Origin of the sequence: Tenacibaculum xiamenense (assembly GCF_964513065.1) — a bacterium.
Lineage (GTDB): Bacteria > Bacteroidota > Bacteroidia > Flavobacteriales > Flavobacteriaceae > Polaribacter > Polaribacter xiamenense.
The window spans coordinates 193,903-210,030 of record NZ_CAZEQU010000011.1; the positions used below are offsets into that span (position 1 = coordinate 193,903).

The window sequence follows — 16,128 nt, forward strand, 5'->3', positions numbered from 1 at the left end:
GGCGAAAGTCAGAAGTCAAAAGTTGAAAGTCTGTTTTGTAAACTATGAATGAACATATTGAAGTATGGCAATGGGGAATCCTCTTGATACCAAGTTTGGCCTTTATCCTCTTTTCTCCGCTGGCGAAAACGAAGGAGGTCTTTTTTAAGGCTACTCAAAATAACAGAACTCCTAATACCTTATTATTAACAGGGAGTTTGGTAATATCCTGGATTTTTGCCAAAAGCATTACCAATGCCGCAAATCTTGGTCAACAATTTGGTATTGCAGGTGGAGTCGCTTATGCAATGTATTATCTATCATTTGCCGTTGCCGGTATTATTATTTATCAATTAAGAACAAAAGGTAATTTTAAAAGCATACACGACTTTTTGGAAACAAGATTTGGTCATTTGGCTATTCTTGTTTTTTCCTTTTTAATCTTAATACGTCTTTTTAACGAAGTATGGTCAAACACCATGGTTATAGGTAGTTACTTTGGCAGCATAGGTAGCAGTCCTTACTACAGTTCCATTATTATATTTACTGGACTTACGCTATTTTATGCGTTAAAAGGTGGATTAAGTAGTAGTATATTCACAGATGCCATTCAAATGATATTCTTTGCCATTTTATTGGTCATAATTCTCTGGAAAATTTTCTCTGTAGAGCATTTTAGTTTATCAGATATCTCAGCATCAAGCGAATGGAGTATGGCTCTAGGAGGCAATCTAATTTTTGCCGCCTTTATTCAATCGTTTAGTTACCCTTTTCATGATCCTGTGTTAACGGATCGTGGATTTATTAGTAATCCAAAAACTACCTTAAAAAGCTTTCTTTGGGCAACAGTTATCGGTTTTCTCTGTATACTATTATTCAGTTTTGTTGGAATTTTTGCAAAAGCCAATGGACTCGACGGACAGGCTACCGTAGCTGTAAGTAAGTTATTTGGTACAGTAATACTCTTAGTGATTAACTTTATCATGATAAGTTCAGCGGCTTCAACATTAGATTCGACTTTTGCCTCGGCTTCAAAGTTAATTGCAGTAGACTTAAACATAAAACCTACACTTTCCTTTGGAAGACTTGTTATGATAGGTATTGCCATCATAGGAACCATCCCTGTATTTTTAGATGCTTCGATTTTATCTGCTACCACAATTAGCGGTACCATGGTTATTGGATTGGCTCCCGTTTTTATTCTTTGGAAATTGAAAGCTCCAAAAATCAGTTTTTATACTTCTGTTTTCGCAGGAATCGTTTTTGGTTTTCTGTTAGTTTTCAAAGTCTTTCCCTCATCTTTAATTCTAACAACAGGAAAGTATGCCGATTTGTTATGGATTAACATATGGGGAAGTTGTATTTGTTTCATTTTATATTTAGCTCCGGTATGGTTAAAAAGAATATTCAACTAGGTTCAATAAAAGGAAAAGTGATTCTATTTGGAGGTGTGTATAGCAACTTACAAGCCTTGGAAGCGCTTATCGCTATTGCAGAAAATGAAGTTGTTGCCCCTGAACAATGTTTTTGCACGGGTGATATTGTAGGATATTGCGCTCAACCTGAAGAAACTGTGCAAAGGTTTATCAATTGGGGAGCACATAGTATTATTGGAAATGTAGAATTGCAATTAAGAAATGGTGATGAAGATTGTGGGTGCGATTTTAAAGCAGGATCACGCTGCGATAACTTTTCAAAGTCTTGGTATCCATATGCTCAATATTTACTTTCTGAAAATTCCATTAATTGGATGCAAAGCTTACCCGATCATATAAGCTTTACCTATCCTGAAAAAAAGGTAACCTTAGTTCATGGAAGCTATGATAATATTTCTGAGTTTGTTTTTCAATCTACTGCTTGGGAACAAAAAGAAAACTCTTTCTTGAAAACCAATAGTGATGTTATTGTCGCTGGACATTGTGGACTTCCTTTTGTAGATAGACATCAGGATAAACTCTGGATAAACCCAGGAGTAATTGGTATGCCCGCCAATGATGGAAATACACATGTTTGGTATGTAATTCTTGATGATTCTGATGGTTTCTCTTTCGAATTTAAAACATTGAAGTATGATCATTCAAAAGCTAATGAGCTCATGATAAAGAATCATCTTCCAAAAGAATATGCCAAAACCTTAATTACTGGTTTTTGGGATAATATGGAAATTTTACCTGAACAAGAACGACTATGGAAGGGGAAGCCTTTGGATAAACTGATTCACTAATAATTAATTCATTATTTTTATAATGACGATGAGAATGTAATATGGATAAATATTTAGAACTTATAAAAAACTCCTATACTGGATATTGGAATTACTTGAAGCAATCAGTACTATTCGAAGTTCAATGGGAAAATTATTTTTATGGTTTAATTATTATTTCTCTTATCGTCTGGGGATTGGAGTTGCTGTTCCCTTGGCGCAAGAATCAACCTGCTTTTAGAAAAGATTTCTGGTTGGATACTTTTTATATGTTCTTCAACTTTTTCTTACTAAATCTAATTGTACTAATTGCTTTATCAAATACTACAGAGCAACTGTTAAATGATGCCTTAGGAATCGTAAACTTATCCGTTTCAAACTTTCAATTATTTGATATCAATAGCTTTCCATATGCCTTAAAATTGTTGGTATTTTTCATTTCATTAGACTTTATTCAATGGTTTACGCATACATTGTTGCATCGCTATGAATTTCTTTGGAATTTCCACAAGGTACATCATTCAGTAAAACAAATGGGCTTTGCAGCTCATTTACGCTACCATTGGATGGAACCCGTAGTATACAATTCAATGAAATATATTGTTTTAGCAATCATAGGTGGTTTTACCATTCAGGATGTTGCTATTGTTCATTTCTTTAATATTAGTATTGGTCATTTAAATCATGCAAACATCAATGTAGATTATGGCTTTTTAAAATATATTTTCAACAATCCTAAAATGCACATTTGGCATCATGCTAAAGAACTTCCACCTGAGAGAAAAAATGGGGTTAATTACGGAATTACCTTAAGTATTTGGGATTATATTTTTAAAACAAGCTACATTCCATATGATGGTAGAGATATTGAAATTGGCTTCGAAGGAGATGAAAAATTCCCAAAAGATTTCTTAGGTCAAGAACTTTATCCATTGAAGAAATAACTCATACTTTCTTAAAAATAACTATGTCGAAAAACTTACTATTAATATTTACACGTAACCCTGAACTTGGTAAAGTAAAAACCCGTTTGGCAAAATCTATTGGTGACGAAGCCGCTTTAGAGATTTATAAGTTCTTACTAAATCATACAAAAGAAGTAACTGAAAAAGGCGATTTTGACATCGCTGTTTATTATTCAGTAAAAATTAGAGAGAATGATATTTGGACTACTCCAAAATTCAAAAAATATGCTCAACATGGCGATGATTTGGGAGAACGTATGCAAAACGCTTTTGAGGAAGGCTTTGACAATAACTATGATAAAATAGTGATTGTTGGAAGTGATTTGTACGATTTAGAACTAAATCATATCAATAAAGCCTTCGATAAACTAGACACAAATGATGTCGTTATCGGACCTGCCGAAGATGGTGGATATTATCTCTTGGGGTTAAAAAAGGTTATTCCAGAAATCTTTAAGAATAAAGAATGGGGAACGGAAACGGTTAGGCAAGACACTTTAAATGATTTACAAAAGCTTTCAGTACATTTGCTAACTATGCTCAATGATATTGATGTTTTCGAAGACATTCAACAGACTTCGATATTCGATCAATTTTATAAATGAACTGGTTGAAACTTTTTGTGTTTAAGCGAAAATTAGAAATTTTAAGTATTGTTGAAGGCTTTTTTGAATTGCATAGCAGGGCTACGGAAAGAGAAAAAGACAATTACAAGGCTGAAAACAGCAATTTTTTAGCAAATAGAAAAAGTTTAAACAAGTTCAATAAGCACAAACTAACTTTATAACCATATTTAAACATTCTAACATTGAAAAAAGAACAATTACAAGAAACAAAAACATATCTCCAAAATAACGGAATTACGAACCCTGAAATAGGAATTGTACTAGGAACAGGATTAGGAAAATTAGTTGATGAAATTCAAATAGAAAAAGAAATTGCCTATGTAGACATCCCTCATTTTCCACAAGCTACTGTCGAGTTTCATTCGGGGAAGTTAATTTATGGAACATTATCTGATAAAAAAGTAGTGGTAATGTCCGGTCGCTTCCATTTATATGAAGGATACAACCTTTGGGAAGTTACATACGGAATCCGTTCAATGCATCAATTGGGCATTAAAACTTTATTGATTTCAAATGCTGCTGGCGCCATCAATCTTAACTACAAAAAAGGAACGTTGATGCTTATTGAAGATCATTTAAACTTACAAGGAAGTTCTCCTTTAGCATTTAAAGGTTCAGGTGAATTTGGTGATTTATTTGCTGACATGTTAGAGCCTTATTCAAAAGATTTGAATGGGAAAATGAAAGCTATTGCAAAAGCCAACGACATAGATTTGAAAGAAGGTGTGTATGCAAGTGTTGTTGGGCCTCAACTAGAAACAAGAGCGGAGTATAGAATGCTTCAAATTTTAGAAGTAGATGCTGTTGGGATGAGTACTGTACCTGAAGTTATTGTAGCAAAACATTTACAATTGCCATGTGCAGCAGTTTCTGTTTTAACGGACGAATGTGATCCAAAAAACTTGCAACCTGTAAACATTCAGGAAATAATTGAGGTAGCTGGAAAAGCAGAGCCAAAAATGATTACACTTTTTAAAGAATTAATAAAAACAATTTAGTTGGCAGTCATTTTCTGAAAAGTAATTGAACACTGAAAACTGATTAATGATAATTGATATATGAGTTATTTAGACACCACGAAAGACGTATACAAACAAGCGGCGTTAACACCTGATGTAGGACTTTGTTGCACAACAAATCCTATTTGGGAATTACCTGGTTTAAAAATCCCTAAAATTATGCAAGAAATGAACTACGGATGTGGTTCAACAGTGCATGCAAGAGATTTAACCAACAATCCCAAAATATTGTATGTTGGTGTTGGTGGTGGTATGGAGTTATTACAATTTTCCTATTTCTCTCGTCAAAAAAGCGGTGTTATTGGAATTGATGTTGTTGATGAAATGTTGGAGGCTTCAAAGAAGAATTTCGTTGAAGCTGAAGCGCAAAATGATTGGTTTAAAAGTGAGTTCGTTGATTTAAGAAAAGGAGATGCTTTAAACCTTCCTGTTGAAGACAACTCCATTGATGTAGCCGCGCAAAACTGCTTGTTTAATATTTTTAAAGCGGAAGAATTAAAAAAGGCTATCGAGCAAATGTATCGTGTGCTAAAACCTCATGGTCGTTTGGTAATGAGTGATCCAACTTGTGAGCAACCGATGAATGACACTTTAAGAAACGATGAACGATTACGTGCTTTATGCTTAAGTGGTAGTTTACCTATTCATGAATATGTAAAAATGTTAACAAATGCAGGCTTTGGGACTATTGAAATCCGAGCTAGAAAACCCTACAGAATTTTAGACCCAAAAAACTACCCTACAGATGAGTTGATTTATATTGAATCAATTGAGGTAGCTGCTATTAAAGATCCGATGCCAGAAGATGGTCCTTGTATATTTACAGGAAAAGCAGCCATTTACTTCGGAGAAGAGGAATACTTTGATGATAAAAAAGGACATACTTTGTTAAAAAACCAACCCTTAGCTATTTGTGATAAAACTGCCAAAGCTTTAGCTGATTTGGGAAGAGACGATATTTATATTAGCGAATCCACTTTTCACTATGATGGTGGTGGATGTTGTTAATTTAAGACCATATTATAAAACACCCCAGTAGATTGAAATCTACTGGGGATTTTTTATTCATGAGTAATTTCTATTAGATAGCTTTATAAGCTGTTACTAATACCAGAAACACCCATATCTCTGACATCTTCCAGCATCACAAAACTCTCCATAACCTGGTACATTTTGACAGCATCTTGAGCCACCCATCTGACGACAGTAGCCATTGCTATATCCTCCTCCATTGATTTCCTTTTGATCTTCTTTCTTAATGATCTTTCCAAGGTTTAAAATTTGTTTTTTCATAATATGTAAGTTAAAATTAGTTAATCCTTGAATTATTTATAGACACTCAAGACATATGTCTGTTTTTTTATAAAGAATTATTCTAGTACCAGTAACATCCGAACCTCCCACATCTCCCTGCATCGCAAAACTCACCCCAACGAGTATTTTCACAACATCGACCGCCTTGTTGACGACAATACCCATTCCAGCCGCTTCCTCCGTTGATTTCCTTTTGATCTTCTTTCTTAATAATCTTTCCTAGATTTAAAATTTGTTTTTTCATAATATGTAAGTTAAAATTGGTTAATACTTGAATTGTTTATAGACACTCAAGAGATATGTCTTGTCCTTTAATAAAGACGCTATGTATCCACAACCAATCTATTTTAAGATTGGCAATATTTTTAACAAACGAGCTCAATTATTTAGGGTAGATCAATTAACTGTTTGTCCTCATAGAAAGCATATGCTTTACCTACACATGATGTAATTCATTCAACGGAAAATATCCAGCAACAATTTTATTAATGAGAGATTAGACCCTCTCATAAATCACTTCCTCAGCAAGTTACAATATTTTTACAAAACAAAAAACCCTCATAAGTCAAACGAAACTTATGAGGGTTATACCAAGGAGATCGCTCTCTTGAATACTGTAAATGGAATTAGTTTTTATTTATCAATTTCTCCAATTGATTCACTTTTTCTAATAAGGTTTTTAAAACTTTATTCTCTTTTTCCAGTTTATCAATTCTTTCTTGTTGAGACTTTAATGACTCAATTTCCTTAGTCTGACTGTTGATTTTCTTCTCTTGCTCGATGGTATACAAAGTCAATTCTTCAATTTTTTGCAACAATTTTGCATCCATTTCACCTAAATAGAATCCATTAGTTTCAACCTCTTTAGCACTAGGAATATCTTTTAAATGTCCTTTTGTTTTGATATGATTTTCTACTTCAGTTAAGGTTGGTAATTGGTAACTATTTTCAAATACAAAGTCTGGCCAATCTCGCTTTAGTTGAACCTTTACTTCTTCGGTAATAGTTTTACCAGCCACTGCAAAATCAAATCCAGTAGGAACCATATTTGTTCCAATTGCTAGGCCACCTCCTTCTATAAAAGAGGTTCCTCTGGAAGCCAATTTAAACTTTATATTCCCATCATCATATCCAACTACAGCTGAACCAGCATTAGAAACCCCTCCATTTATCTCCACTCTATCACCATTCAAACCATAGTATCCAACTTTTAAAAAACCTGCATCTCCAACTTCAGAAAAATCTAATAAGCTTCCTCCTCGATATTCATTTATTTTTAGAATTCCAGATTCATTATTATTCTCTGGTTGAATTAAAACCTGCCCATCATTAACATGTAGTTTTACAGATGGATTAGGAATACCAATACCAACGTTACCATTATTATCAATTCTCATTCTTTCATATCCTAAAAACTCCTCATTCGCAGTTACTGCTCCTAAGAAAGTATGAAATGTAATTCCTTCATTATATTGCATTTTTATAGCTTTCGCTCCATCATTTGTTGAAGTGATATATTCAATTCTATTGTTCACTGTCTGAGAGGCTTTAACATTATTACCAATAATTGTAGCGATTCCTCCTCCAGTAGTTCCAAGAGTAGCCCAACGTCCTAACCTTATATTCATTTTAGAATCTCCTCCGAACTCCAGTTTTTCATTTGGAGTTGCGGTTCCAATTCCAACATTACCATCTTTTTTTACAAATATTCTGTCTTGACCTCCAGATTTTATAGCGACGTGCTGTATTGGATTTCCTGAACCTAGTGTTATTTTATTATTCTCGTACATTAGCATGGCATCAGAACTTAAGTTTCTATACGTGTCTGAAAGGAAGAACCCTGAAGATTGAACATTCCCTTTGAATGTTGCCGATCCATTTGTTACATTAAAATTAACCATTGATGACCCTGCTGTATTTCTAAAATTGATATTCTGACTACCAAAAGCCCTCATATAACTACCGTTTGCATCGGCTGAAGAAAACAAGACATTACCATTCCCATCTGTTGATTTAATAATTCCCTTTACATCCAAAGGTGTTTGAGGATTCGAAACTCCAATACCAACATTACCCGAAGGTAATATTGTAAATCGCTCAGTATTTGCTTGATCTCTTATTTGAAATTTTCCAGTTCCACCATCCGAAAATTTCCCTAAAACCCAATCAAACCCTGGAGCTGATGAAAATTTAATTCCTCCGAATGACTGATTCGTTCCTGTAGCTTGTGTATTTCTAATGTGAATAACCTCTCCATTATTACCTGGAGTATTTGCAACATATAAACTTCCGTTTATTCTTACATTTTCATTATAAGTTTTCTGAGCTATCACTGAATAAGAAACCCCTATTATGGCAATTACTGCAATTTTTATCCTTGTTTTCATAGTGTTTTATTTTAGTTATTTTTGCTAAGCTCTAATACTTTTTTCAATAGACTTTTAAGCTCTTTAATTTCTTTTGCTTGGTTGTTTAGTTGAATTTTATACTTTTTTAAGTCTTCAATTTCCTTAGTCTGACTATTGATTTTCTTCTCTTGCTCAATAGCATACAAGGTCAGCTCTTCAATTTTCTGTAATAGTTTTGCATCCATTTCACCTAAATAGAATCCATTAGTTTCAACTTCTTTAGCACTAGGAATATCTTTTAAATGACCTTTTTCTTTGATATGATTTTCTACTTCAGTTAAGGTTGGTAATTGGTAATCATCATAAAAAACAAAATCTGACCAATCTCTCTTTAATTGGACCTTTACCTCTTCGGTAATAGTTTTACCAGCAACGGCAAAATCAAATCCAGTAGGAACCATATTTGTTCCAACTGCGAGACCACCTCCTTCTATAAAAGAGGTTCCTTTGGAAGCCAATTTAAACTTTGTATTCCCATCATCATATCCAACTACAGCTGAACCAGCATTAGAAACCCCTCCATTAATTTCCACTCTATCACCATTCAAACCATAGTATCCAACTTTTAAAAAACCTGCATCTCCAACTTCAGAAAAGTCTAATAAGCTTCCTCCTCGATATTCATTTATTTTTAGAATTCCAGATTCATTATTATTCTCAGGTTGAATTAAAACCTGTCCATCATTAACATGTAGTTTTACAGATGGATTAGGAACGCCTATTCCTATTTTTCCGTTTGCTGTCACTCTCAACTTTTCGCTTCCATTAGTTGTAATATTAAAATCGTGATTAGAGATTGTACCCACAGATGACTTACCTCCTGTATGAGATGACAATATTGTTTTAACACCCGTTTGTCTTTCTTCTATTAAAACTCTTGAATGAACATTATCATCAACATTAATTGTTTGACCCCAACTACCGGGATTTGAAAAAACTTCATCTCCAACATAAAGATGTCCACTTTTGGTTATTTTCATGCGTGTATTTCCATTAGTTACAAAGTCAAAATCATGATTGGAAATTGTTCCAACAGAGGATCTACCACCTGTGTGGGATGATAAAATTGTTTTAACACCCGTTTGTCTTTCTTCTATCAAAACTCTTGAATGAACATTATCATCAACATTAATCGTTTGACCCCAATTACCAGGGTTTGAAAAGGTTTCATCTCCTACGTAAAGATGTCCGTTTCTTATATCTAACTTCGCACTTGGATTCGATACTCCAATACCAACATTTCCTTTAAAGACTCCATTTCCATTAGTATCAACAGTGAAAACATCTACTCCGCCTCCATTTCCATGGGTATTCACTGCAAATTTACCTCCTGAACCTGCCGATATATTTGCTTTAACCCACCCAGCATTGGTTGCATGACTATGAGCATACGATTTGAATGAGCCTCCATACCCCGAAGAACCTTGTCCTGCTTGCATCGTCAAACTCCCAGTACCAGTATTCGTTTCTTCAGTAAGAATCCATTTATTTTGCCCTGAGTTTTTAATTGTAATATTTCCTGAGAATGTTGCTGCTCCGTTCACATCCAATTTTGTTTGAGGGGTTATAGTACCAATACCAACATTACCTGACTCAATAATTTTCATTGCATCAAAGATATCCCCGCTGCTTTTTCTAAGTTTGACTAAAAATTTGCTCCTCCCATCTCCTGTATTGTTAATTACAAATGTATTAGTCGCCCCTTCATGATAAATATTAGTCCCCTTATCATATGGATATGGGGAAGTACCAAATCGTATTCCAGATTTCCCACTTGTATTGGCATTGTTTAACCCTAAGTTTAAGAAAGATGAGTTTCCTTTAATCTCTGCATTACCTTCATTAGGAAAAGTATTTTGCGCTATTATAGAAAGAGAAGTTCCTAACATAGCAATAACCGCAATTTTAATTTTTGATTTCATAATAATTTGTTTTAGTTATTTTTGTTAAGCTTTAATACTTTTTTCAATAGACCTTTAAGCTCTTTAATTTCTTTTGCCTGGCTATCTAACTGGTTTTTATATTTTTTTAGGCTTTCGATTTCCTTTTCTTGCTCAATCGTATATAACGTCAATTCTTCAATTTTCTGCAATAATTTTGCATCCATTTCACCTAAATAAAACCCGTTGTTTTCAACTTCTTTAGCGCTAGGAATATCTTTTAAATGTCCTTTTTCTTTGATATGGTTCTCTACTTCAGTTAAGGTTGGTAATTGGTAATCATCATAAAAAACAAAATCAGACCAACCAGTGGCTTCTACCTTAATTTCTCTTGCTCCAATTGAACCTTCAACGGCTAGTTTATGATTCCCCATAGTGTTTGTTCCTATTCCAACTTGACCATTTGTTTTTACAAGCATCCTTTCTACTCCATTTGCATATAAGCTCAAATCTTTAGCACCTTGCCCACCAATTATAGCTTTATTGGAATCCCAACTTAATATTCCATAATTAGCCGAACTTCCCCAAGTAAAAACACCATCTCCTCTGAACTTCATTCTATTGTTTAGTTGTAATGTTGTTACCCCAGAAGTTCCTGCATCATTAATTTGAAGTTTTGCATTTGGGTTGTAAACTCCAACTCCAACATTATCGCCTTTAACATACATAATTCCATTTAACGCAACAGAAGGGGCATTTAATTCTATCGAAGCCGTGGACTGCATGAGCATTTCATCTCCCGTATTTACTTCAAAAGTTGAATTTGTTGATATAACTTCATCAGCAAAAATGGTTCCACCCGCAACAAAACGTATTCCTTTAACATCTCCATCAACAACTACGTTGTGTAAAGTCCTTCCAGTACCATTAACAGCATTCTTAAAATGAGTAGTTTGGTTTGCTATCCCCGTTACTGGAGCAGTTTTCGGGATAATCTCAAATACACCGTTCGTCCCAGAAAACGGCGTTCCAGTTTTAAAGATTAAATCGTTGTAATCTCCTCCATTTCCAATTCTAAAGTCACCTTTTACTTCTAATTTTGAACTTGGATTAAAAGCACCAATTCCCACATTGTTATTTTTTATTACAACAGAGTTCGAAAGCTGAACCCAAGGAGAATTTAACTCTACAAAGGTAGGTGAGGCTAAAACAACCTCCTCTTTAGAATATATTTCAATTGGGTTAATTTGAGTGCTAATAAGATCTCCTGAATAAATAGTTCCATTTATTTCGAGTTGAGTTGCCTTGATTTTCCCTTTTACTTCCAACTTAGATGTAGGAGTTGTTGTTCCAATTCCAACATTACCGTTCGTTGGAAAAGTATTTTGCGCTAATATAGAAAGAGAAGTTCCTAACATAGCAATAACCGCAATTTTAATTTTTGATTTCATAATAATTTAGTTTTTAATAATATTAAATAGATAAATTCAAGCAATTGAAAAAAGAAAACAAACCGAGTGGAGAGTAGTTTACACAGCAATCTTAGTAGGTATTTCTTAACAATTAATTTTTGGCAAAGTTAAAAAAAATGTGATACTTACTGTTTTTTAGAGCTTCTATTTAAATTATAGCAAGATCAAATCTAACGTTATTGAAAACAAAATAGGTTTGTATTCAAAAAGCCTCTACAGGAAGTTGAGTAGTTGTTTTATTTAAGCGCTCGTAAAGATAAATTCTCGACTACGCTCGACCTGATAATAGAATACATATAACTTGTTTTTATCATTGCCAAAAAGTTATATTAAGAATTCTAAAATTGTACCTTTGAGAAAACTAAGATTATTATTTACTCATGGATAAAAAATTGTTCGAATCTATTATTGATAATTATGAAAATTTAAAATACGGGCTTTTAGAGGCTCAAACCTTTGATGAAAATCACTTCGGATTTCCTGAAATCTACTATAAAATTATGGAGAGCGATGAACAACGTGTCAACGCTTTTAAAAAGGCTTTTGAACTCCATAACAACTTTAAAGATGCCGTTGTTTGTGAAATAGGAGTGGGAACCTTACCCTTAACCAAATTATATATGCCCCATGTGAAAAAGGCATATTTAATAGAGAATAACCCAGATTTGATTCCTTTCATTCAAAAGGAAGTTGCCAAATACGATTGGGCCGACAAGGTTGAAGTTGTTTTTGCAGATGCACTAACCGTTGAGCTTCCTGAAAAAGTAGATCATATTATCGGGGAACTCATGAGTATTTATTGCGCCAATGAATTTCAGGTTCAAATTTTTCAGCATATGCGAAATTACCTAAAACCTGAAGGTCATTTGTTCCCGAATAGAATTGTAAATTTTGCTCGACTTTGCGAAGCAGAAATCGATGATAATATCCATCATTATCCAGTGATGTTCACCAGACATCAACCTATGTTTTTATCACAACAATTTTTGGTGAATGAAATTGAATTGTTAAAAGAGAAAAAACAAGGTGTGAAATTGAGTTTTTCGGTGCCTGTTCTTTTTTCAGGAACCATCAACGCTTTGTATTTGGAATCGTATGTTGAAGTAAGTGAGGGAGCCAATTTTACTGGTACGGATAGCTTAATGCCACCAACTGTGTTAAAAACAACAAACACTTTAGAAGTTAAAGCAGGTGATCTTATTCATATAGATTTTAGCTTCAATTATGGCTGTTCTTTGGATAAGATTAGCTGTGTATTGTCATAGCATTATAAAACGTCTAGCATTCATCCTAGCGATGTCTCGATACAATCCCGATAGTCATCAGGATCACTCAACATGACATTATCTTAATCTATACAGAATCTAAAAGTTGAATGTCGAAACCAATAATATCTCTAACACCTATTTCAGTCTTATTTACAGATTGGATGGGTGTTACATAATGCCATAGATCATTTCCAAAAATCTTTTCTTCTCCTGTATCCGCCTGAAAAGCAAACTCTCCAATTTCGAGTTCTTTCTGAAAGATGAGTTCGTTTTTGGAATTCCTTCGTTCAAAAATTTGAGTTTCGCCTCCCGTAATATTCTTTCGGTTCACAACCAACGCGGAAATAATATAGTTTGCACCATCTTCATGAACTCCTTCTGGTGAGTTTTCTCCCTTTACCAAACCTGCCGCAATGGTTCTCATAAAATGAGAAGTAATTTTAAGTTTTTTGATTTCTGGATGAATAGCAACTACAATTTTAAAAGCCTCTTCTAATAATTGATAAAAAATAGGATGTTTTAATGTTTCTTCATCTGCTTCTTTAAAAACACGTTCCCAACTTCTAAAATCATCTACATTTTGTTCAAAACTAGTTTCTGCAATTCTTTCAATAAAAAAGTCCTCTTCTTTCTTTTCAATAATAAACGATGCAATACTCCTTTGTCGAGTAACCATTGAGCTATCCTCAAATTGGATTTTTTGCTCATTACTCAATTTAAAAACCCAAGGTTCCAATACCTCAACAGAAACCTTTCCATAAAAATAAGCTTTCCGAATTTCATCAATTGAATCTATATCCTCTGGAAAAACAGTTTTAAGATATTTTATCTGATTTTCCCTAACCAGATACCCATCATCTTCCAATCCTTCAAAAAAAGGCTGAAAACAAGCTAAAAAAGCTTTTTTATCAATATTCAAATCACCAAGATTAGCAATTCGAATAGGAGATTTTATTTCTCTGTTTAACTGTTCTGAAATTGTTTTTTCAGTAATCATTTCTTATTCATTTTCCTGAAACTGTAAATACTGCTCTACCGTTTTATTAATCGGTGGAATATCTTCTTCTTGAATTGTTTTTAAGATGGCTGCTGTAATTGGAGTAATACTTACAATTCTATTCGCTTGGTATTCGATAATTTTCTCAAACAAGTTTCTTGCTACTCTAGCATTCCCGAAATGAGCATCTTTCTTCTCGTAGAATTTATCGAACATAAAATGAAGCTTTTCACGAGCATCTTCGGTTAGTACAAAATCATTCTTTTTACAGAACAACTCAAATATTCCAATAAGCTCAGAAGGTTTATAATGATCAAACGTAAAATACCTGTTGAAACGTGATTGTAATCCAGGATTTGAAGTAATAAAATCCTTCATTTCATCTGGATATCCAGCAACAATTACTACTAATTCCTTACGATGATCTTCCATTTTTTTAAGCAAGACCTCAATGGCTTCATTCCCGAAATCCTGTTTATTTTCTTTTGCTAGCGCGTATGCCTCATCAATAAACAATACTCCATTTAGCGAAGCATTAATTATTTCTTCAACTTTCAACGCCGTTTGCCCAACATATCCAGCCACCATTCCACTTCTATCAGTTTCTACCAAATGCCCTTTTTCCAAATATCCTAAATGCTTGTATATTTTAGAAACCAATCGAGCAACGGTCGTTTTCCCAGTTCCTGGAGGTCCCATAAATACTGAATGGAGTGAGTTATTCACTGTTTTCAATCCTTCCTTTTCACGCAACTTTTGTACTTTTAAAAAGTTCGTTAACTCCTCTATGGCTATTTTAATAGATTCCAAACCAATTAATTCATGCAGCTCATCTAAAACATCATCTAAGGTTTCATTTTCATCAACTTCTGTTTGTTTTACCCCTTGAAGTTTCTGTTTCGGATGCAAAACGCTGTTGTTAATTTCCTTTAGAGCTTCCTTCTCTTCTTCAGAAATGGTTCCATCTGCCTTCGCGATTAATGAAGCAATTCTGTATAAAAACGCACCTGAATTTGTAAAGTGTTTGTTATCTAGTTTTTTGAGAATAAGAGGTAATAGAAACTCATTCTTAAATTCATTTCCTAGATTAAATAGCGAAGCTTGCTGTATGATTTCAATATTCTTATCGAAGCTTTGGGTTGTCACGAAATTATTTATGCGCTCAATAGTCAAACTGCTAATAATATCGTTCCCTTGTAATTTCTCGAATAAAAAAGCCAATAGAAACTTCACTCTTAAAGTAGCCTCTTCATTCTCAGTATCATGTAAAACTGCAATTTTATTATACACTTTGATGATGTCTTGCAACACAACATGCTCCGCTTTAAATTCGATAGCATCATCAGTTTTTTGTACAATTGTATTGATTACATTGGAGAAATGCTTGTTACGATTTAGGTCTTCAACCAAATCTTGAATTCTCTCTCCTTCATCTTTTAAGATTTCTAAAAAACCATGGTTTATGGCATAGTCTTTTTCAGAGTCTTCTTTTTGATTTACAAACTCTTTAAATTTATTCGTAAAATAATCTAAGTTCTTCTTTTGTTCTTTGTTTTGAAGCGTTAAATCCTCTACTAATGATTTGAAGACCTCCACATGATTTTTCAGCAACTTGTTTACATTAGGATCATTCAAAGAATCTAAATGTAATGGTAATGAACTCGTAGAAGTGTGTATTCTTTTCGAAGAAATTAAAACGTCTACTTCATCGATTGATCCATTGGAACTATATACCAACAACACATCTTCCTCTTTTAATTGTAATTGCGGAAAGCTTTTAGTTAACTGGAATATTCTAATTGGGTTTATGGTTTTTCCTTTGAAGAAAAATTGACGATCTTCTTGCTTCAGTTTTCCTAAAAACTGATCAATAAGTCTGTATTGTTTTACGTTGTACATAGCTTCAAAAATAAGTTAGCCAAAGAAGTCATTCGTAAAGAAGAATCTTCAATTGGAGTAGATTGGTTAAATGTAACCTTATAAATCAAAAAAAGAAT

14 protein-coding genes are annotated in these 16,128 nt (G+C 33.6%); 7 read left to right on the forward strand and 7 right to left on the reverse strand.

Annotated elements, in window-relative coordinates; translation table 11 throughout:
* Window positions 1–44: 44 nt before the first annotated feature.
* From ACKTTV_RS04130 to arsM, 6 genes are all read left to right on the forward strand, one after another.
* Window positions 45–1,394 (forward strand): sodium:solute symporter, encoded by a 1,350-nt coding sequence (locus tag ACKTTV_RS04130; protein WP_408029547.1) that lies wholly within the window; start codon window positions 45–47, stop codon window positions 1,392–1,394.
* Window positions 1,370–2,203, forward strand: a complete 834-nt coding sequence (locus ACKTTV_RS04135; protein ID WP_408029548.1) for a metallophosphoesterase family protein — start codon at window positions 1,370–1,372, stop codon at window positions 2,201–2,203. Before ACKTTV_RS04130 ends, ACKTTV_RS04135 begins: the two co-directional genes overlap by 25 nt.
* Window positions 2,204–2,244: 41 nt before the next feature.
* Complete coding sequence (locus ACKTTV_RS04140; protein ID WP_408029549.1) at window positions 2,245–3,126, forward strand: sterol desaturase family protein; 882 nt, start codon at window positions 2,245–2,247, stop codon at window positions 3,124–3,126.
* 23 nt (window positions 3,127–3,149) lie between these two features.
* Window positions 3,150–3,752 carry a TIGR04282 family arsenosugar biosynthesis glycosyltransferase gene (locus tag ACKTTV_RS04145; protein WP_408029550.1) on the forward strand — a complete coding sequence of 201 codons (603 nt, stop codon included), beginning with the start codon at window positions 3,150–3,152 and terminating at the stop codon, window positions 3,750–3,752.
* A 203-nt stretch (window positions 3,753–3,955) separates the two neighbouring features.
* On the forward strand, window positions 3,956–4,771 hold the full coding sequence (locus ACKTTV_RS04150) for a purine-nucleoside phosphorylase (protein WP_408029551.1): 816 nt from the start codon (window positions 3,956–3,958) through the stop codon (window positions 4,769–4,771).
* A 60-nt stretch (window positions 4,772–4,831) separates the two neighbouring features.
* Complete coding sequence (gene arsM, locus ACKTTV_RS04155; RefSeq protein ID WP_408029552.1) at window positions 4,832–5,800, forward strand: arsenosugar biosynthesis arsenite methyltransferase ArsM; 969 nt, start codon at window positions 4,832–4,834, stop codon at window positions 5,798–5,800.
* A gap of 96 nt (window positions 5,801–5,896) precedes the next feature.
* Here the strand turns inward: arsM and ACKTTV_RS04160 are convergent, their stop codons facing one another.
* The 5 genes from ACKTTV_RS04160 to ACKTTV_RS04180 all read right to left on the reverse strand — a co-directional run bounded on the left by ACKTTV_RS04160 (window position 5,897) and on the right by ACKTTV_RS04180 (window position 11,845).
* Window positions 5,897–6,085, reverse strand: coding sequence for a hypothetical protein (locus tag ACKTTV_RS04160; protein ID WP_408029553.1), 189 nt, complete (start codon window positions 6,083–6,085; stop codon window positions 5,897–5,899).
* An 82-nt stretch (window positions 6,086–6,167) separates the two neighbouring features.
* Entirely contained in the window at window positions 6,168–6,350 is a 183-nt protein-coding gene (locus ACKTTV_RS04165; protein WP_408029554.1) for a hypothetical protein, read from the reverse strand.
* A 382-nt stretch (window positions 6,351–6,732) separates the two neighbouring features.
* Window positions 6,733–8,493: a hypothetical protein gene (locus ACKTTV_RS04170; RefSeq protein WP_408029555.1), complete on the reverse strand. Its 1,761-nt coding sequence runs from the start codon at window positions 8,491–8,493 to the stop codon at window positions 6,733–6,735.
* A gap of 11 nt (window positions 8,494–8,504) precedes the next feature.
* Window positions 8,505–10,436, reverse strand: a complete 1,932-nt coding sequence (locus tag ACKTTV_RS04175) for a hypothetical protein (RefSeq protein ID WP_408029556.1) — start codon at window positions 10,434–10,436, stop codon at window positions 8,505–8,507.
* Window positions 10,437–10,447: 11 nt separating this feature from the next.
* Window positions 10,448–11,845 carry a hypothetical protein gene (locus ACKTTV_RS04180; RefSeq protein WP_408029557.1) on the reverse strand — a complete coding sequence of 466 codons (1,398 nt, stop codon included), beginning with the start codon at window positions 11,843–11,845 and terminating at the stop codon, window positions 10,448–10,450.
* Window positions 11,846–12,246: 401 nt separating this feature from the next.
* Between ACKTTV_RS04180 and ACKTTV_RS04185 the strand changes: the two genes are divergently transcribed.
* Window positions 12,247–13,131, forward strand: a complete 885-nt coding sequence (locus ACKTTV_RS04185; RefSeq protein WP_408029558.1) for an rRNA adenine N-6-methyltransferase family protein — start codon at window positions 12,247–12,249, stop codon at window positions 13,129–13,131.
* 88 nt (window positions 13,132–13,219) lie between these two features.
* Here the strand turns inward: ACKTTV_RS04185 and ACKTTV_RS04190 are convergent, their stop codons facing one another.
* Both ACKTTV_RS04190 and ACKTTV_RS04195 read right to left on the reverse strand, forming a co-directional pair.
* The gene (locus ACKTTV_RS04190) at window positions 13,220–14,131 is read right to left on the reverse strand and encodes a 2OG-Fe dioxygenase family protein (protein ID WP_408029559.1); all 912 of its coding nucleotides are present in this window, start codon (window positions 14,129–14,131) and stop codon (window positions 13,220–13,222) included.
* 3 nt (window positions 14,132–14,134) lie between these two features.
* Window positions 14,135–16,030, reverse strand: a complete 1,896-nt coding sequence (locus tag ACKTTV_RS04195; protein ID WP_408029560.1) for an AAA family ATPase — start codon at window positions 16,028–16,030, stop codon at window positions 14,135–14,137.
* Window positions 16,031–16,128 lie beyond the last annotated feature (98 nt).